The organism is Streptomyces sp. NBC_00353 (assembly GCF_036108815.1).
Lineage (GTDB): Bacteria > Actinomycetota > Actinomycetes > Streptomycetales > Streptomycetaceae > Streptomyces.
Genome location: NZ_CP107985.1, coordinates 6,914,268 through 6,931,322, shown reverse-complemented (window position 1 = coordinate 6,931,322; position 17,055 = coordinate 6,914,268). Strand labels below are relative to the sequence as shown.

At 69.9% G+C, this 17,055-nt stretch carries 17 protein-coding genes and 1 pseudogene; 11 read left to right on the top strand and 7 right to left on the bottom strand.

Features of this window, described 5'->3' with window-relative positions; translation table 11 throughout:
- Positions 1 to 34 precede the first annotated feature (34 nt).
- Positions 35 to 514, top strand: a complete 480-nt coding sequence (locus OHA88_RS31235; protein WP_267005376.1) for a GNAT family N-acetyltransferase — start codon at positions 35 to 37, stop codon at positions 512 to 514.
- 63 nt (positions 515 to 577) lie between these two features.
- Here OHA88_RS31235 and OHA88_RS31230 read toward each other — a convergent pair whose 3' ends face one another.
- Positions 578 to 2,620 carry an MFS transporter gene (locus tag OHA88_RS31230; protein ID WP_328627956.1) on the bottom strand — a complete coding sequence of 681 codons (2,043 nt, stop codon included), beginning with the start codon at positions 2,618 to 2,620 and terminating at the stop codon, positions 578 to 580.
- Between the two features lie 120 nt (positions 2,621 to 2,740).
- On the opposite strand from OHA88_RS31230, the gene OHA88_RS31225 reads away from it, so the two are divergent.
- Both OHA88_RS31225 and OHA88_RS31220 read left to right on the top strand, forming a co-directional pair.
- Positions 2,741 to 3,769 (top strand): peptidoglycan-binding domain-containing protein, encoded by a 1,029-nt coding sequence (locus tag OHA88_RS31225; RefSeq protein WP_328627955.1) that lies wholly within the window; start codon positions 2,741 to 2,743, stop codon positions 3,767 to 3,769.
- A gap of 175 nt (positions 3,770 to 3,944) precedes the next feature.
- Entirely contained in the window at positions 3,945 to 4,610 is a 666-nt protein-coding gene (locus OHA88_RS31220) for an HAD-IA family hydrolase (RefSeq protein ID WP_328627954.1), read from the top strand.
- Positions 4,611 to 4,657: 47 nt separating this feature from the next.
- Here OHA88_RS31220 and OHA88_RS31215 read toward each other — a convergent pair whose 3' ends face one another.
- On the bottom strand, positions 4,658 to 5,392 hold the full coding sequence (locus tag OHA88_RS31215; protein WP_328627953.1) for an ABC transporter permease: 735 nt from the start codon (positions 5,390 to 5,392) through the stop codon (positions 4,658 to 4,660).
- A gap of 218 nt (positions 5,393 to 5,610) precedes the next feature.
- On the opposite strand from OHA88_RS31215, the gene OHA88_RS31210 reads away from it, so the two are divergent.
- From OHA88_RS31210 to OHA88_RS31195, 4 genes are all read left to right on the top strand, one after another.
- Positions 5,611 to 6,255, top strand: a complete 645-nt coding sequence (locus tag OHA88_RS31210) for an HNH endonuclease family protein (RefSeq protein WP_328627952.1) — start codon at positions 5,611 to 5,613, stop codon at positions 6,253 to 6,255.
- Positions 6,256 to 6,375: 120 nt separating this feature from the next.
- A complete protein-coding gene (locus tag OHA88_RS31205; RefSeq protein WP_328627951.1) occupies positions 6,376 to 8,082 on the top strand; it encodes an alkaline phosphatase D family protein in 1,707 nt (568 codons plus the stop codon).
- Between the two features lie 112 nt (positions 8,083 to 8,194).
- The gene (locus tag OHA88_RS31200; RefSeq protein WP_328627950.1) at positions 8,195 to 8,653 is read left to right on the top strand and encodes a DoxX family protein; all 459 of its coding nucleotides are present in this window, start codon (positions 8,195 to 8,197) and stop codon (positions 8,651 to 8,653) included.
- Positions 8,654 to 8,864: 211 nt separating this feature from the next.
- Positions 8,865 to 9,545 carry a DedA family protein gene (locus OHA88_RS31195; protein ID WP_267005369.1) on the top strand — a complete coding sequence of 227 codons (681 nt, stop codon included), beginning with the start codon at positions 8,865 to 8,867 and terminating at the stop codon, positions 9,543 to 9,545.
- On the opposite strand, the gene OHA88_RS31190 is transcribed toward OHA88_RS31195, so the two are convergent.
- From OHA88_RS31190 to OHA88_RS31180, 3 genes are all read right to left on the bottom strand, one after another.
- Positions 9,532 to 9,759, bottom strand: a complete 228-nt coding sequence (locus tag OHA88_RS31190; RefSeq protein WP_267005368.1) for a DUF2277 domain-containing protein — start codon at positions 9,757 to 9,759, stop codon at positions 9,532 to 9,534. The genes OHA88_RS31195 and OHA88_RS31190 overlap by 14 nt on opposite strands.
- Before the next feature lie 61 nt (positions 9,760 to 9,820).
- Positions 9,821 to 11,170 (bottom strand): DUF1254 domain-containing protein, encoded by a 1,350-nt coding sequence (locus OHA88_RS31185; protein ID WP_328627949.1) that lies wholly within the window; start codon positions 11,168 to 11,170, stop codon positions 9,821 to 9,823.
- Positions 11,171 to 11,199: 29 nt separating this feature from the next.
- Positions 11,200 to 11,640: a DUF7144 family membrane protein gene (locus OHA88_RS31180; RefSeq protein WP_326603490.1), complete on the bottom strand. Its 441-nt coding sequence runs from the start codon at positions 11,638 to 11,640 to the stop codon at positions 11,200 to 11,202.
- A gap of 557 nt (positions 11,641 to 12,197) precedes the next feature.
- Between OHA88_RS31180 and OHA88_RS31175 the strand changes: the two genes are divergently transcribed.
- Positions 12,198 to 12,743, top strand: a complete 546-nt coding sequence (locus OHA88_RS31175) for a GNAT family N-acetyltransferase (RefSeq protein ID WP_328627948.1) — start codon at positions 12,198 to 12,200, stop codon at positions 12,741 to 12,743.
- Positions 12,744 to 12,831: 88 nt separating this feature from the next.
- Here OHA88_RS31175 and OHA88_RS31170 read toward each other — a convergent pair whose 3' ends face one another.
- Positions 12,832 to 13,551: a hypothetical protein gene (locus OHA88_RS31170; RefSeq protein WP_328627947.1), complete on the bottom strand. Its 720-nt coding sequence runs from the start codon at positions 13,549 to 13,551 to the stop codon at positions 12,832 to 12,834.
- Positions 13,552 to 13,729: 178 nt separating this feature from the next.
- Positions 13,730 to 14,287 (bottom strand): helix-turn-helix domain-containing protein, encoded by a 558-nt coding sequence (locus OHA88_RS31165; protein WP_328627946.1) that lies wholly within the window; start codon positions 14,285 to 14,287, stop codon positions 13,730 to 13,732.
- Between the two features lie 150 nt (positions 14,288 to 14,437).
- On the opposite strand from OHA88_RS31165, the pseudogene OHA88_RS31160 reads away from it, so the two are divergent.
- From OHA88_RS31160 to OHA88_RS31150, 3 genes and pseudogenes are all read left to right on the top strand, one after another.
- Positions 14,438 to 14,668, top strand: a pseudogene (locus tag OHA88_RS31160) (aldo/keto reductase); the annotation flags it as partial.
- Positions 14,669 to 14,784: 116 nt separating this feature from the next.
- Positions 14,785 to 15,543, top strand: a complete 759-nt coding sequence (locus OHA88_RS31155) for an SDR family NAD(P)-dependent oxidoreductase (protein ID WP_328627945.1) — start codon at positions 14,785 to 14,787, stop codon at positions 15,541 to 15,543.
- A gap of 607 nt (positions 15,544 to 16,150) precedes the next feature.
- Positions 16,151 to 16,993, top strand: coding sequence for a YhjD/YihY/BrkB family envelope integrity protein (locus OHA88_RS31150; protein ID WP_328627944.1), 843 nt, complete (start codon positions 16,151 to 16,153; stop codon positions 16,991 to 16,993).
- Positions 16,994 to 17,055: the final 62 nt, after the last annotated feature.

Genomic DNA, 17,055 nt, shown 5'->3' with positions numbered 1-17,055 from the left:
GGCTTCCGATCATGCACAAGTGACAATCACGCACATGACCTGGACCGTTGCCCCGGATCGCTTCGACTCCCCCGACTCCACCGCGCTGCGCCGGGACTACTACGACGAGGTCGCCAGCCGGTACTGGGGGCGGCCCGCGACCGCCCGGGAGATCGACGAGGGGCTCGCCGACGACGGTGTCGACCGGCTCACCCCGCCGACCGGTGAGTTCGTCGTCGGCAGGTTCGACGGGAAGCCGGCGGCCTGCGCCGGGCTGCTCCTGGTCGACGCGGACGTGGCGGAACTGACCCGGGTGTTCGTACGCCCGGAGTTCCGCGGCACGGGTGGCGGCGGGCTGCTGCTGGCGGCCGTCGAGAGCGCGGCGCGTGCGTTCGGCATACGGCAGATCCGGCTGGACACCCGCCACGATCTGGTGGAGGCGCGCGGGCTGTACGCCAAGCACGGTTACGCGGAAGTCCCGGCGTTCCACCACCGGAGCCCGTACGCGGAGCGCTGGTTCGCCAAGGAGCTGTAGACCGGGCGAGGCTGCCCCGGATCGGGCGGCGTCTGCCGGGGCGCGCGGACCGGGCCGCCCGGCTCAGGCCGCGTGGTCCCGTTTCGGCTCCGGACCGTGCGGCTGCTCCTCCCTCGATCCGCACGTCTCGGCGGTCAGCTCCGCCACGAGTTTGTGCAGGTCGGTCGGCCGTTCCGGCCCCCACCAGTCGCCCAACAGCTCGGCCAGCGATTCCTCGCGGGCCTGCGCAAGCTTCATCACGACCTCCGAGCCCTTGTCGGTGAGCACCAGCTGCACCCCTTCACGCCGGGCCAGACCTCGCTCCTCGAGCTGCCGCGCCGCGTCGCTGATCACCCGCAGCGGCACCGGGACGGTGTCCGCGAGCAGCCCGGGTTCGACGGCGCCGTGCCGTTTGATGCGCAGCAGCATCCAGCTCGCCGCGGGCAGCAGGTCGTACCCCGCACGCTCGGTGATCTTCACATAGGCATCGCGTCGCCCCTCGCGGGTGGCGAGCACCGAAAGGGCCCGTGCGCATTCGTCGTACGAGGACCGCTCGACGGGATTCGACGCCAGGGTCTCGGTGCTGTCGGGGGCCGTCACCGAACCGCGCAGCTTGTCCTCCTTGAGGAACCAGGCGAAGGCGAAGGCGACCAGGACGACGGGGGCGGCGTACAGGAAGACATCGGTGATCGAGGTCGAGAACGCATGGAGCACCGGGGGTCGCAGTGCGGGGGGCAGTTGGGAGATGGCGCGCGGGTCGGCGGCCAGCCGGCCGGCGTCGACGCCTGGTGGCAGGGTGATGCCGGTGAGCGCCGCGCCGAGTTTGTCGGTGAGCCGGTTGGTGAAGATCGTGCCGAAGATGGCCACACCGAACGAGGCGCCGATGGAGCGGAAGAACGTCGCCCCGGAGGTGGCGACGCCCAGGTCCTCGTACGTGACGGCGTTCTGCACGACCAGCACGAGGACCTGCATCACCAGACCGAGCCCGGCACCGAAGACGAAGAAGTAGGCGCTCATCTGCCCGGTGCTGCTGAACTCCGTCAGCCGGTGCAGGAGCATCAGGCCGATCGCGGTGATGGCGGTGCCCAGGATCGGGAAGACCTTCCAGCGGCCGGTACGGCTGACGATCTGGCCGGACAGGGTCGAGGTGACGAGGAGGCCGACGACCATCGGCAGCAGGTGCACACCGGACAGGGTCGGCGTGATGTTGTGCACGACCTGCAGGAACGTCGGCAGATAGGTCATCGCACCGAACATGGCGAAGCCGATGACGAAGCTGATGACGGCGACGAGGCTGAACGTCCGGATCCGGAACAGCTTCGGCGGCAGTACGGGTTCGGCGGCGCGCCGCTCGACGTACACGAAAGCGATCAGCAGCAGCACGCTGAGGACGGCCAGCCCGATGATCTGTGCCGAGCCCCAGGCCCAGGTGGTGCCGCCGAGTGAGGCGACCAGGACCAGACAGGTGGCCACCGCGGCGATGAGGAAGGTGCCCAGGTAGTCGATGGTGTGCTTGGCCGCGCGGACCGGGATGTGCAGTACGGCGGCGATGACGAGCAGCGCGACGACACCGATCGGCAGGTTGATGTAGAAGACCCAGCGCCAGCTGAGGTGCTCGGTGAAGAGGCCGCCGAGCAGCGGTCCGAGGACGCTCGTCATGCCGAAGACCGCACCGAACAGGCCCTGGTACTTGCCGCGTTCGCGCGGGGCGACGATGTCACCGACGATCGCCATCGAGAGCACTATCAGACCGCCGCCGCCGAGGCCCTGGAGAGCGCGGAAGCCGATCAGCTGCGGCATGTTCTGGGCCATGCCGCAGAGTGCGGAGCCGACGAGGAAAATGACGATGGCGATCTGGAAGAGTTTCTTGCGCCCGTACTGGTCGCCGAGCTTGCCCCAGAGCGGGGTCGCGGCGGTCGACGCCAGCAGATAGGCGGTGACCACCCACGACAGGTGCTCCAGGCCGCCGAGATCACTGACGATGGTCGGCAGGGCGGTGGAGACGATGGTCTGATCGAGTGCGGCGAGCAGCATGCCGAGGAGCAGGGCGCCGATGGCGACAAGGACGGTCCGCTGGGAGCGGGCTTCGCCGGGGGCCAGGGCCGGGGGGCTCAGCTGGTTGGCCATAAAACTCTCCTCGGGTCCACTACATCCCCATCCTGGCTGCAGTGGACCGTTATGGCCTGTTGGGGCGTCACCGCGGCGGACTGCATAATCGCAGGCAGTTCAAGGGGAGGGGACCCAACAATGACCGGACAGGTCTGCCCGGAGTGCGGTACGGACAACAGATCGGCGGAGAGACCCGACGGGACACCGGAGGGGAGACCCTCCGCCGGGCCCGGCTGCGGGTGCGCGGAGCGGGCGGCGCGACGGGCCGCCGCGCAGGCGGAGACAGCGGCGGCGGAGGACTTCGATCCGCTGCGGATCCGGCCGTACGTGACGCTGGGGGGCGACGGGACGGCGGCCGACGCGATGGCGGCCGACACCCCGTCGGGGAACGACGCGGCCGCGGCCACGACGATGCCGCTGTTCCTCGACCGGGAGGCGATGGCGGGTCCGCCGTCCGCACTGCCGGAGAGCACCGGAGCGCCGGAGCCCCGCTACGACACCATGGACGCCACGGACACCATGGACGCCGTGGGCCGGGTGGATCCGGTGCAGCCACGCCGTCGCCGCCCGTTCGCGGCGCTCGCCGTGGGCGCGGCCGTGATCACGGTGGTGGGCGCCGCGACGTTCGTCGGCGGACTGTTCAGCGGGGACGGCCAGGGGGACGCCGACCGCGAGCAGGCTCTGCCGAGCACCGTGGTGTCGACCGCCCCCGATGCGTCCACCTCACCCGATGCATCGCCGTCGGCGTCCGCATCTCCGTCCGTCTCACCTTCGGCCTCCGCGTCTCCGTCCGCATCCGCCTCCGCCTCGCCGTCGGCGAGCGCCTCGCCCTCCCCGTCCGCCGGCTCGTCGCATCCGGCCGTGCCGTCGGCCCCGGCCTCCGCCGAGGAGTCCGCCGGGACGTCGTCCGCCCCGTCGATCGCGAAACCGCACGGTCGCACGCTGCAGCGCGGCGATCACGGCCCCGCGGTGGCCGAGCTGCAACGGCGGCTGCAGGAGGTGTGGCTGTACCGGGGGCCCGACGACGGCGACTACACGGGCCAGGTCGAGCACGCGGTGAGCGTCTATCAGTCGTACAAGTCCATCGAGGGCGATCCGGCCGGCGTCTACGGTCCGAACACCCGGCGCGCGCTGGAGGCGGAGACGACGGGCCGCGGCCGGTCCTGACGGCAGGGATACGCCACGGTGGGGATTCGCTTTCCTGGGCAGGTTTTTGTATCGTGATGGAACAAAGTAGCCCTCGCCCGCACTCCCTGACCGGCGGGCGGGGCTGCTTGTTCTCTTCACCTGCTTGTTCGCGTCACCCCGCGTTGCCCTCTTTCCCCCCGCCTGGAGACCGCCGATGCCGGCCACCGTCCTCACCGCAAGTGCCCTCCTGCTCGACATGGACGGCACCCTCGTGAACTCCGACGCCGTGGTGGAGCGCTGCTGGCGGCGGTGGGCACTGCGGGAGGGTCTGGATCCGGAGGCCGCGCTCAAGGTGGTCCACGGGCGCCAGGGGTACGCCACGATGGCGGTGCTTCTCCCGCACCGCCCGATGGAGCAGAACTACGCGGACAACCGCGTGATGCTCGCCGAGGAGACCGCCGACACCGAGGGAGTGGTCCCGATCGGCGGCGCCCCCGCCTTCCTGGACGCGATCACCGGACTCCCGCACGCCCTGGTGACCTCGGCGGACGAGGCGCTGGCCCGGGCCCGGATGACGGCAGCGGGACTGCGGATGCCGAGCATCCGCGTCACAGCGGAATGCGTCGGCGCCAGCAAGCCCGACCCCGAGGGCTTCCTCAAGGGCGCGGCCGAACTGGGCTTCGCCCCGGCGGACTGCATCGTCTTCGAGGACTCGGAGGCCGGCATCGCGGCGGGCCGGGCGGCCGGCATGCGTGTCGTGGGCGTCGGCCCGCGCGCCGCGGCGCTGGCGCCGGACGCGCACGTCGAGGATCTGACGCAGATCCGCGTGGAGGCGTCGGCCGACGGCTCGATCCACCTGCACATCAGCGCCCTCCAGTAGCGTCCGGCCGGTCGGCCGGGGACAGCCCCCGGCCCCTTCCCGGAAGCTCAGTCCCGGTACATCCGTCCGCGCGCCACGAGTTCGAGGACCGTCGCGACGGCCACTGCCTGCACGGCCATCAGCGCGACCAGCACGAACAGCTGCACAGCCCCCGCCTGAACCGGTGAGGCGCCGCCCAGCAGCATGCCCACGAACGCCCCGGGCAGCGTGACGAGCCCCACCGTCCGCGTCTGGTCCAGCCCCGGCAGCAGCGCCTCCGACGCCGCGGGCCGGGCGATCTCCATCCGCGCGTCACGGTCGAGCAGCCCGAGCGCCATCCCCGCCTCCACCTCCCCGCGCCGCATGGTCAGTTCGTCCAGGGCGCGCCGCCCGCCGAGCACGGTCGCGGTGAGCGCACCTCCGATGAGGATGCCCGTGACCGGGATCAGCGCAATGCCGCGGACCGGCAGGAGCCCGGTGAGCAACAGGACGGCAATCACCGGCGCGACCCCCGCGGCGATCGGCAGGGCAGCCCACCACCAGGTGCGGTTCCCGGTGATCCGGCGCCCGGCGGTCCGTACCGCGACCGCGTACATCAGCGCCACGAAGCCGAGCAGCGCCGGCAACGAGCGGACCACCCAGCCGATGAGCACGGAGACGGCGGCGAGTTGGACCGCGGCCCGCAGCCCGGCCAGGACGATCTCGCGCGACCGGCCGAGCGAGGCCACGGCGGCGACGACGGCAGCCGCCGCGAGCAACAGGGCGAGGACGACGCCGAGCGTGATGTTGACCGGAAGCAGCACGCGGCCACCATAGGACGGGCCCGCCCCGGCGTCCGACACGAATCAGCTCCCCGCGGCGCCGAACTGTCGGTGCGTCAGAGCTGTCGTACCCCTTGATGTGACGTGCACATGTCGCCACTCTGTTACCTGGCGCCCACTCCACAGAAACCTGGCGCCGCCACGATGACCGGGTCCACAGGTCGCCCGCCCAAGATCCCCCCCACATCAAGGGAGTTCGCATGTCAGGTATCTACGCGCGTCGCATCGGCGTCGTCGTCGCATCCGCCGCACTGGCCGTAACCAGCGGACTGCTCACCGCGCCCACCGCCCAGGCCGCCATGCCCACGCCGGTCGCCGCGTCCACCGCACGCACCTACCTGAGCCAGCTGACCGTCTCGGCGGAAGGATCGTCGACCGGCTACAGCCGGGACCTGTTCCCGCACTGGATAACCCAGTCGGGCGCCTGCGACACCCGCGAGGTCGTCCTGAAGCGGGACGGCACGAACGTGACGCAGAACTCCAGCTGCACGGCCGTCAGCGGCAGTTGGTACTCGGAGTACGACGGGGCCAGCTGGACCGCCGCTTCCGATCTGGACATCGACCACATGGTCCCGCTCGCCGAGGCCTGGCGCTCCGGTGCGAGCGGCTGGACCACCGCCCAACGCCAGTCCTTCGCCAACGACCTGACGCGCCCGCAGCTCATCGCGGTCACGGACAACGTCAACCAGTCCAAGGGCGACCAGGATCCGGCGGAGTGGCTGCCGTCGCGCACCGCGTACCGCTGCACATACGCGCGCGCCTGGGTACACGTGAAGCACTACTACAACCTGACCGTCGACTCGGCGGAGAAGAGCGCACTCCAGTCCGTTCTCAACGGCTGCTGACCGGAACCGCTCACCCCTCCCCCGCCGTTCCGTACGGTACGGAGCCCACTCGCACGCGACGGGCTTCGTCCGTACGTGCACGGGCCCCGTCCGTACGGAACGACGCGAGGAGGACACCTCATGGCCGGACTGCGCCTGGGACCACTACTGCGGTACGTCGACTGGGAGACGGGTTCCACCGCGACCGTCTGGGTCGAGGCCGACCGGCCGACCACGGCCGAAGTCCGGTGCGCGGACGGCGCGTCGGGCTCCTCCCGGACGTTCGCGATCGCGGGTCACCACTACGCGCTGGTGGTGGTGACGGGCCTGACACCGGGCTCGACCACGGCGTACGAGGTGCTGCTCGGCGGCCGAAAGGTCTGGCCGCTCGAGGGCTCCCGCTTCCCCGCGAGCACGATCACCACACCCCCCATATGCGCCGCACCCTCCGCGCCGAACGAGAACGCAGAGCCGACGCCCGTCCGGATCGCCTTCGGCTCCTGCCGCTGGGCCGCTCCCCCCATCGGCGAGCGGGACGCCGCCGGTCCCGACGCCCTCGACACCCTTGCCGCCCGGCTCGCCGCCGACCCCGGCGCCGTACGCCCTGACGTACTGCTCCTCCTCGGCGACCAGGTGTACGCGGACGAGACGTCGAAGGCGACCCGCAGCCGCCTCGCCGCGCGCCGGGACCTCGCAGAGCCGCCGGGCGCCGAGGTCGCGGACTACGAGGAGTACACCCACCTCTACGACGAGTCCTGGCGCGACCCCGAGGTGCGCTGGCTGCTCTCCACCGTCCCCAGTTGCATGATCTTCGACGACCACGACGTGGTGGACGACTGGAACACCAGCGCCGCATGGCTCGCCTCCATCCGTTCGACCCCCTGGTGGCACGAGCGGATCGTCAGCGGACTGGCGTCGTACTGGGTCTATCAGCACCTCGGCAACCTCTCCCCCGCCGCCCTGGCCGCCGACCCGGTCTACGCGGCCGTACGCGCCGCCCCGGACGGCACCGAGACGCTGCGTCGTTTCGCCGCCGAGGCGGACGCCGACCCCACGCGCACCCGCTGGAGCTACCGGCGTGCTTTCGGCCGAGTACGGCTGCTGATGGTGGACACCCGAGCGGCCCGCGTACTCGAAGAGGAGCGCCGGTCGATGCTCGACGACAAGGAGGCGCACTGGGTGCGCGAGGAGGCCCTCGCCGACCCCGGTTCGTACGACCATCTCCTGATCGGCACCTCGCTGCCGTGGCTGCTGCCCCCGCTCGTCCATGACGCGGAGGAGTGGAACGCCGCGCTGTGCCGGGGCGAGCGGGGCGGGCCCGGCGGGCGATGGGCGCGGTTCGGCGAGAATCTGCGGCGCCGCTCCGACCTGGAGCATTGGGCGGCTTTCCCGGACTCCTTCCGCCGGCTGACGGAGCTGATCAGGGAGGCGGGAAGCGGTCCCGACGCCCCGGCGACGGTTTGTGTGCTGTCAGGCGATGTGCACCACGCGTACATCGCGGAGCCCACGTGGCCGGCCGACGCACCGGACGCCGACCCCGGGGCGCGCATCCTCCAGCTGACCTGTTCTCCCGTGCACAACTCGGTCCCCGGCCTGCTCAAAGCCGGATTCCGTTTCGGCTGGAGCCGGGCAGGACGGCGGCTCGGCCGGCTGCTGGCGCGGCACGGCCGGACCGGCCCGGCGCCGATCCGGTGGCAGAAGACCGGCGGACCGTGGTTCGGCAATCAGCTGATGACGCTGACACTGCGTGGCCGGAATGCTGCGCTGACATTGGTTCAGGCCAAAGAGAAGGCCACAGGTGCGCAGTTGGAGACGGTGCTGGAGCAGACATTGACCGCCGGCAAGTAAGCAACTTTCAGCCAGTCGGCAAAATGTTGAACTTGCAAGCACTAGTGAGGTCACCCTAACCTGAGGCGCTCAATCGGTACTCGTCCCCCACGACCGAAGGAGCCCTCCCCCCATGTACACACGCCTTGACCGGGCACAGCCCTACGCTCTCGGCCTGTTCCGGATCGTCGTCGGCCTGCTCTTCGCCTGCCACGGCGCCGCCTCGCTCTTCGGCGTCCTCGGCGGCGCGATGGGCGGCGGCTCCATACCCGCCGGCACCTGGCCGGGCTGGTACGCGGCGCTCATCCAGCTCGTCGGCGGCACCCTGATCGTCCTGGGCCTCGGCACCCGTATCGCCGCCTTCGTCGCCTCCGGCTCCATGGCGTACGCGTACTTCAAGGTCCACCAGCCCGAGGCGCTCTTCCCGCTGCAGAACGGCGGCGAGCCGTCGGCGGTCTTCTGCTGGGTGTTCCTGTTGCTGGTCTTCACCGGCCCCGGCTCCCTGGCCCTGGACCGGCTGTTCGCGCGGCGGAGTGATGCGGAGCCCAGCGAGGACCGCACCCACGAACAGGCACCGGCGGTCGCGGCCTGAGCCGCAGCGTGTCCCGTGTTGCCGCGCCTGCCCCACCGGCCCCCGAGGCCTGTGGGGCAGGCGTGTCACATGTGACACGTGAGGTGCACAACATCCCCCGCGCGTAATGATGTGCAGGTAAACGGCAGGCGTACGCTGTACAGCTGGCCCTGCCGCCCCTGCCGCTCCCCTGCGACGTCGCGGCGTTGAAACGAACGGGGAGTACGCGAAGGTGCTCGAGAGTATGGGTGCGCTGACCGGCAGCCCATGGATCTATGCGGTGGTCGCCCTCTCGGTGCTCCTGGACGTCTTCCTGCCCGTGCTGCCCAGCGGGGTCCTGGTGATCACCGCGGCCACTGCGGCCGCCGCCGGCACGACCTCGGTCGCGGGCGCGGCCGGCTCCGCCGGAGAGGTCCCTCAGGTTCCGTCGCTCCTCGCGCTGATCCTGAGCGCGGCCACCGCCTCGGTGCTCGGCGACCTCGTCGCGTACCGCCTGGCCTGGCGCGGCGGAGACCGGCTGGACCGCGCCATCGCCCGCTCCCGCCGCCTCACCACCGCGCAGGAACGTCTCGGCGCGGCCCTGAGCCGCGGCGGCGGCATCCTCGTCGTCATCGCCCGCTTCGCCCCGGCGGGCCGCTCGGTCGTCTCCCTGGGCGCGGGCGCGGCGCACCGCAAGGTGAAGGAATTCCTGCCCTGGTCGGCCCTGGCCGGCGTGGCCTGGGCGGGCTACAGCGTGGGCCTCGGCTACTTCGGCGGGCAGTGGCTCGGCACGACATGGCTGGGCACGGCGGTCTCGGTGCTGGCCCTGTTCGTGGCCGGCGCGCTGGCCGCGTACCTGATGCGCCGCCCCGCTGCGGCAGCAGCCACCCCCGCGACGGCCACCGCAGCGGCTTCGGCACCTAAGACGTCCTGACGGGCGCCCCTCTCACCTCAAGACCGTCCAGCAGTCGGGCGGTCGCTTCGGCGATCTCGTCGACGGCCCGGTCGAACACCTCCTGATTGTGCGCGGCCGGAGCGCGGAAGCCGGACACCTTGCGTACGAACTGCAGGGCGGCGGCCCGGATGTCCTCCTCGGTGGCCTCTTCGGGGATGGCGGGCGGGCGAAGGGTCTTGATGCTGCGGCACATGCCTCCAGTGTGTACCGGCCCACTGACATCGCCCCCGGCAAGCGGGTGCCCCGGACCGGTCTCAGCCCCGCTCGACCGCGGGGATCTCATAACTGCCGTCGAGCACCGCACGCCCCGGCGTGTAGAGCCTGAGCACGGGCCGGAAGTCCCCGTCCGGCACGGGCAGCCAGTTCGCCGCCGCCGCGGGGTCCGCAGGGCGTTCCTTCCGCAGGTGAATGGTCAGCGACCCGTCGTCCGCACGCACCAGCCCGGGCGTGCGGTCACCGATCGCGTACCGGCCCGCCGGGTTCTCGACGAGGCGGCCGTCCGGGGCGTCGTACATGGTCACGGACCAGAACGCCCCGACCGGCGGCGGCTGCTCGAAGCGCAGCACATAGGAGTGGGCGCCGTTCAGCCGATGACCGTCGGTGTCGTGGGAGGTGTGTGCGGACACGGCCTCGTACCCATGGGCCCCCCACGGCGCGGTGCGCGCCGCCACTGCCCTGACCAGGTAGGACGCCTCCCGGTCGGCGATCTTCCACTCCGGCGAGTCGATCGTCCCCACCCCGAAACGGTCCAGGTTGTAGTCGAAGAGATGCGGATCCATCACCCAGCGCCCACCCTCCGCCGCACCCGGCCGCCCGGCCTCCGCCACGCGGGCCCTGCCGCGCTCCATCCCTTCGACGAGTGCGCGTACCAGGGCGGGATCGGCCGAGACGTACGGCGAAGGCCCCTCCTCCAGCAGCCCCAGCGGCTGGAACCGGTCCTGGTACGCACAGTCGGCGGCAGCCGGCGGGAAGTCGGCCATCCACACCCTGAGCTGCTCGAAGAAGCGCAGTTGCTCCGGTACGTCGGTGTCGGGCGCGGGCAGTCCCGTGCGGTGCGTCCCGGGTTCGAGGTGGGTGAGCGTGAGCTGCTTCTGCAGCGCCCGGACCCGCTCCACGTCGTCGGGGCCGTCGCAGGCGATGCGGCCGACGACGGAGACCACGGAGGTCGGCGCATCGATCACCCCACGCACCCCACGGGGCTCACTGCCCGCCCAGCCCGGCGGCACGACGAGCCAGTCGCCCTCATCCGTCCCGGTGGCGCGGCGGCCGACGTACGCGAAGTTGTTGGTCCAGGTGTCCACGAACTGCAGCACGTAGTACGCACCGTCGGTGTCGGGGACATGCAGCCGGATCGGCCCACCGGAGAGGTCGAGCTGGGCGACCGAGCAGAGCGTGTCGATGCCGACGGAGGCGAGGTGGGTGCCGGGGTCCGCCAATCGGCCCGAGTGCGCAAAGTGATTGAACGGGGTGGGCGCCAGCGGACCGACACCCACCTGCATGAAGTCCTCGGCCGTCGACAGGTCGAAGACCAGCGGATATCCGTAGACATACGCCTCGGCGGCAAGAGCGACGAGCTCTTCCGACGGATCGGATGCAGCAGCCATGAGTGCACGTCCTCCGTCACGACCAGCACTCAGACGAGCGCCTTGGATCGGTCCGTGCACAGGGCCCAGATGACGAACGTGTCGATGGCGATGGAGATGATCGCCCAGATCGGCACGTACGGCAGCCACATGAAGTTGGCGATCATGTTGAGTGCCGCGATCACGATGCCCAGCACCCTGGCCCACCCGGCGCCTTTGAGAATGCCCAGACCGATCACGACAAGAATCACGCCGAGAACGAGATGGATCCATCCCCAGCCCGTCACGTCGAACTTGAACGTGTAGTTCCTGATGCGTGCGTAGACATCGTCGGACGCGATACCGGCAATGCCCTTGATCACCCCCAGGACGCCGTCCACCATCAGCAGAACACCGGCGAACATGACCCCACCGGCCGCCCAGGGATTGCTGCCGTCCCCCGGACCGGAAGAACGGGCGGACGTGCCGGGCGTGGGCGCTGTCTGTGCCATGGAAACTCCTGAGCCGGAACGGGATGGAGCCGGACAGAACCGACCTTGCGCGGCCCGTTCCCGTGCGACCACCTGTACGCATCCATTCGGGTGACGGCATCGCGGCCCCGACCTCGGCACGGGTCCCCCGTACGAGTGGGAAGGGCGGGTCGGCACACCGAACCACCGGCCGCCGTACCACGCTGACCATCAATCGACGCAGGAGGACGCCGTGGTGCACCAGTCGCCGAACTGCCCCCATTGCCTGGATCACCGGGCACTCTGGCGCGACACAACTCGCACGACACCGGCCGCCCCGCACCTGTGGCACTGGCACTGCTCCGGATGCGCTCGAACGTGGGCCCCCAGCCCCGGCGAGAAGGCGAGACACCACCATGGGCCACCAGGAAGGTCACGCCAACACGTGTAGCTCCGCCCCCGGTGCCCCGGCGCCGAAGGCGTCACGACGCACACGACGCACACGACGCACACGGAACTGCATTGGCCGAAGCCGGCGAACGCACCACGAGATCCTGACCGCGGCGAGGATGTCGGATCCCTCTGGCATCCTCCTCCTCATGCCGCACGACAGCGCCCTCGACCTGGTACAGATATCCGACCCTCGCGATGTCACCCCTGAACTCCGGCGGGAGTTGATCGACTGCTGGGTCACGGTCACCAACACCGGCGGCGCCGCGGGATTCCCGTTCCCGCCTGTCAGCGAGGAGGACGTCACCCCTGTCGCGGACAAGCTCCTCGGCCGCCTCGACCCACAACAGAGCAGACTTCTCGTCGCCCGCGCCGACGGCCTCCTGGCCGGCTGGGTCGTCCTCAACCGCGATCCTTACCGGCTCGTCGGACACTGGGGCACGGTCCATCATCTGCAGACCCGCCCCGCCTTCCGCGGACGTGGCATCGGATCCGCCCTCGTCCACGAGCTCCGGAAGATCGCCCGCGATGAGCTGGGCCTTGAACAGCTGCACCTCGCAGCCCGGGGAGGCGAGGGGCTGGAGGACTTCTACGGACGGCTCGGATGGCGAGAGATCGGGCGCTGGCCCGGCGCCCTCCGACTCACACCCGACGACACCCGTGACGAGGTCCTGATGATCCTTGCTCCGCTCTGAAAGTGAACGATCGTCGAGGGGCTGACGACCCCTCATGAGGCTTGCGGTGGGACGCCCGCAGCCTTGACGGCCTCAGCCACGTCTCCTGTCAGCTGAAGTGGATGCTGCTGAGGTCGATCGAGACCATGACCTCATCGAGGACGGGGTGGCCGTTGGTGTCGCGGCGGTAGGCCCGGCGTCTGGTGGGCAGCACGATGCCGTCCGCTTCCACGTAGTCGTATACGTACTGCGCGGCGGCGAACCCACCGGCGACGTCGACGTGGTAGTCGTGCCGGCGCAGGAGGTGGTCGGGGCCGAAGTAGAAGTCCTGGTGGGTGCTGTGACTGGCGATCTCGGACGGGAAGGTGGCGCGCAGTCCTCGCCGTACTTCGCCTCCTTCCCGCAACGCTTCGATCTCGGTGACCGCGAAGCCGGGCATGGACAGCAGGAACGGCGTGGTGAGGTAGGTCCACAGTGCGTAGCCGTTGAAGTAGGCGCGGTCCAGCGGGTCCCAGGGGGTCTCCAGGACGTGGCCTGTGAAGGACGTCCGCGGGTCCTTGCGTTCGGCCACCACTCGCCCGTCGAGCTTGTCGATGGTCACTCGTCCGGGCGTGAAGTCGGTCTTCTGGTCAGGGGCACCGAAGGGCTTGACCGAGGCGTGCTCCTCGTGGAGGCGGACGGTCATCTCGCGCGGCGCGGGATCCTGCGGCAGGCCCTTGATGGCGAACAGGTGGCCACCACTGACGATGACGGCTTGCACCTGGGCCAGCTCCTGCCAGCGTGTGACCCCACCGTGGGCTTCGATTGCCCGGGTGAGCAGCTCGTTCATGTCAGGTCTCCTCCAGCCCATTCTGATGGGTTGTCCCGAAAGCGTGCCAGTGGATCTGTCGTCGGGCTCGGCGCCGGGCGACGCCTTCGAGCCGGGCGGCGGCCTCGGCGACCGACCATGGCCGGGCTCCTGCGCAGGCGTCTGGGGAGTTGATGCCCCCGCCAGGGCAACGGCCGTGTCATTGCTCGTGCTTGGCGGCTCCTGCGGGGCTGATGTGCGCGTTGTAAAGGTCACGGGCGGCGTCGTTCAGGAAGATGTAGCGCGCCATGTTCCGCTCGCCGGCCGGCAGAGCGTCGAAATCGAGATAGAGGGCGCAAGCCAGGCGATTGGTGGCCAGAAGGTCCAGACGGTGCCCCAGAAGGAGGGCCGGGATATCGGCGACATTCTCCAGGGCTCGCAACAGCCCGGGGCGGGCACACTGCGTCGCTGTCGTGCGCGGCCGATGCCGAGCGGGTTTGGCCAGGGCGAAGAAATGGTTACGCTCGGTGTCATTGAGTTGCAGTGCGCGAGCCACGGCCTCCAGGACCGAAACGGAGGCACTCGTGCTGCGCCCGCGTTCCAGCCGTACGTAATAGTCGACGCTGACTCCGGCCAGCTGGGCGACTTCCTCGCGCCTGAGACCGGGCACCCGGCGCACACCAGGATGCGGGGGAAGGCCTGCTTGCTCCGGGGTGATGCGGGCCCGGCGGGTCCGCAGGAATTCCCGAAGACCAGTCTCGGGAACGTGCTCACTCATGATTGTCAGGCTATTAGCTCTGCGAGCGGGGCGCGTCTTCAGCCGTGAGGGGTTCTGCTGCCCCCCCCCGTAGACCACACCCCGGGTCAAGTCGTGCCCTTCCGGGATATCTGCACCGGCGGTGCTCTGGATATGTCACTGACCTCGGCCAACCTGGCCCTAGCCTTCGTCCGATCGCATCCGGCCGTCACCTCGGTACTGATCGGGCCGCGGACCCGCGAGCAGCTGGACGGTCTGCTGGCCGCCGCCGACACCGAACTGAGCGACGACATCCTCGACCGGATCGACGAGATCGTCGCGCCCGGCACCGAGGTCAATGCGGCCGACAACTACAACGCCACCCCGCCGGCCCTGGTCGACAAGCGCCTGCGCCGGCGGTGACCTCCCCGGTCCGGATCGCACGTGACGGCCGCGGCGCGCAGCATGCCCGGCCTGAGCGTTCCTGACCGACCACTCCAACAAAGACAACACACGCAGAGCTATAGAGAGGAAAAGAAATGAACCAGCAATTTGCAGGCAAGTCGGCGCTCGTCACCGGGGGCGGCAGCGGCATCGGGCGGGCGAGCGCCCTGGCCCTGGCGGCCGAAGGGGCGCTGGTGACGGTCGCCGGCCGCACGGCGGAGACCCTGAAGGAGACCGTTCGCCTGGTCGAGGCCTCCGGCGGCTCGGCCCGCTATGTGGTGGCCGACGTGACGGACGAGTCCCAGGTGGAGAAAGCCGTCCAGGCCGCTGTCGCAGACATGGGCCACCTGGACGTCGCCGTCAACAACGCGGGCTACGACGGCGAGTTCCAGCTCACCCAGGACTACTCGACCGAGATGCTCGACCACATGATCGCCCTCAACGTGCGTGGCGTGTTCCTGTCGATGAAGCACGAGCTCCGGCACATGGTGGCGCAAGGCTCCGGCTCGATCGTGAACATGTCCTCCGGCGCGGCGCTGGTGGGTGTCCCCGGGTTCTCCGGCTACACGGCCACCAAGGCCGCCGAGGTCGCCATGACCAAGAGCTCGGCGCTCGAGGTCGCACCGCACGGCATCCGGATCAACGCCGTGTGCCCCGGTCTGGTGGAGACTCCGATGCTCGCGTCCCTGGACCCGAACGAGGACCCGCTGAAATCGCTCATCGCTGCCCACCCCCTGGGACGCATCGCCGACGCAGGCGAAATTTCTGACGCCGTGGTCTGGCTCTGCTCGGACAAGGCGAGCTTCGTCACGGGCATCGCGCTGCCCGTCGACGGCGGGTACACCGTGCCCTGACGGCCGGCCGGCCCGCACCAACGGAACGATCCGGAACCAGACGCGCGCGTCGACATCCTCGCTGCGACCGGTGGCACAGCAACGCGCGACGTGATGCAGCACATGGGGCACTCGTCGGTGCGGGCCGCGCTGATCCATCAGCGCCTGGTCAAAGGGCGGGACCACGCGATCGCCGCCCACGGCGATGAGTAGATCAAAAGGCCCGCCCGGACGGACCCTCCGGGGAGGACCCGGAGGAGGCATCCGGCACGTGAGTGGCACGACGCCACGCCCTCGCCGGAATCGCGGGGAACGATCAAGGCCCAGGCTCCCGGCCTACTACCGGTGACCTGGGCCTTTGCCGTGCTCCCCGTCAGCCCCGATCTCCCGGAGCACAGCGGACTACGGATGATGTGAGGCATCGGGATGTCGTGCGGCCGGCATGCTGCTTCTCGTGTCGCCCTTCATCGGTCGGGCGACCGACCGTTAGGCTCGCGTCGCCACAGAGGTCCCGATCTTCACGGAGGGCAGGACGACGGGGATCAATCGAGAGCGCCTCGTCAGAACACTGACGTTCTGGCTGCGGCCTGCCTTCGCGTTGCGGGTCATCAACCGGTTTCAGAAGATCGTGGGTTTCGACCGCTCGATGGCCCTGGCGTCCAGCGCCCTGACGGCATTGGTCCCGCTCTCCATCCTCCTCGGCACTGTCTTGGGCAACTTCGTGCACTACGACGCCGCAGAGCAGATCATCAGGCGCTACAACCTCACCGGAGCAGGCGCCACGGCAGTCAGCTCGCTGTTCTCTCCTGCCGAAGCGACCAGCGCAAGCGTGGGCATCTTCGGGGTCGTGTTTCTGACGATCTCGGTGCTGAGCTTCGCGCGAGCCGCACAGCGACTCTTCGAACAGGCATGGGACCTCAAGCCCCTCAGTGTGCGCAACACGCGCAACGGCTTGTGGTGGATCCTCACTCTCGGCGGCTACGTAGTGGTCACCACGTTGCTCTCCACGCTCCATGGCGAGGGCGCGCTGGGTCTGGTCGCCGTGGTGTGCGGCGTACTGGTGACCGCCGCATTCCTCGTCTGGAGCGGCCGGATCCTGTCGGCGAAGCGGATCAGCTGGCCGGACCTGCTTCCTTTCGGCGTCACCGGCGCCGTCCTGACGGCGGCCTATTCCGTGGGCGCAAGCATCTACATGCCGCATCTCTTCAACTCCTCCGCAGCACGCTACGGGGTGGTCGGTGCTGTCTTCGCGATGCTCTCCGCGCTCTTCGCAGCCATGCTCGCCCTGGTTGCGTCGGCGGCACTGGGACGAGAAGTACAGGACGAGCTCGGCCGGATCCGTCAGGGCCACCGCCCTTCCGACCATGAGGTCCGCCGGCAGTGGGACAGCGTGGTCGAGCAGACCCGGTCCCGGTGGCGTACGGCACGGGAACAGGTCTCTCATCGTCGGATCAAGAACTCGAACCATTGACGGGCACGGCGGCCACCGCCCGACACGGTCGAAGGACCGCTTGCTCCCACAGAAGGAGCGGC

Excerpts from the sequence above, each read along its gene's own strand:
- OHA88_RS31200 (WP_328627950.1), top strand. The coding sequence starts at position 8,195 with ATGTACACACGCCTTGACCGGGCACAGCCCTACGCTCTCGGCCTGTTC.
- OHA88_RS31220 (WP_328627954.1), top strand. The coding sequence starts at position 3,945 with ATGCCGGCCACCGTCCTCACCGCAAGTGCCCTCCTGCTCGACATGGAC.
- OHA88_RS31185 (WP_328627949.1), bottom strand. The coding sequence starts at position 11,170 with ATGGCTGCTGCATCCGATCCGTCGGAAGAGCTCGTCGCTCTTGCCGCC.
- OHA88_RS31170 (WP_328627947.1), bottom strand. The coding sequence starts at position 13,551 with ATGAACGAGCTGCTCACCCGGGCAATCGAAGCCCACGGTGGGGTCACA.
- OHA88_RS31210 (WP_328627952.1), top strand. The coding sequence starts at position 5,611 with ATGTCAGGTATCTACGCGCGTCGCATCGGCGTCGTCGTCGCATCCGCC.
- OHA88_RS31175 (WP_328627948.1), top strand. The coding sequence starts at position 12,198 with ATGCCGCACGACAGCGCCCTCGACCTGGTACAGATATCCGACCCTCGC.
- OHA88_RS31225 (WP_328627955.1), top strand. The coding sequence starts at position 2,741 with ATGACCGGACAGGTCTGCCCGGAGTGCGGTACGGACAACAGATCGGCG.
- OHA88_RS31165 (WP_328627946.1), bottom strand. The coding sequence starts at position 14,287 with ATGAGTGAGCACGTTCCCGAGACTGGTCTTCGGGAATTCCTGCGGACC.
- OHA88_RS31190 (WP_267005368.1), bottom strand. The coding sequence starts at position 9,759 with ATGTGCCGCAGCATCAAGACCCTTCGCCCGCCCGCCATCCCCGAAGAG.
- OHA88_RS31205 (WP_328627951.1), top strand. The coding sequence starts at position 6,376 with ATGGCCGGACTGCGCCTGGGACCACTACTGCGGTACGTCGACTGGGAG.
- OHA88_RS31155 (WP_328627945.1), top strand. The coding sequence starts at position 14,785 with ATGAACCAGCAATTTGCAGGCAAGTCGGCGCTCGTCACCGGGGGCGGC.
- OHA88_RS31235 (WP_267005376.1), top strand. The coding sequence starts at position 35 with ATGACCTGGACCGTTGCCCCGGATCGCTTCGACTCCCCCGACTCCACC.
- OHA88_RS31230 (WP_328627956.1), bottom strand. The coding sequence starts at position 2,620 with ATGGCCAACCAGCTGAGCCCCCCGGCCCTGGCCCCCGGCGAAGCCCGC.
- OHA88_RS31180 (WP_326603490.1), bottom strand. The coding sequence starts at position 11,640 with ATGGCACAGACAGCGCCCACGCCCGGCACGTCCGCCCGTTCTTCCGGT.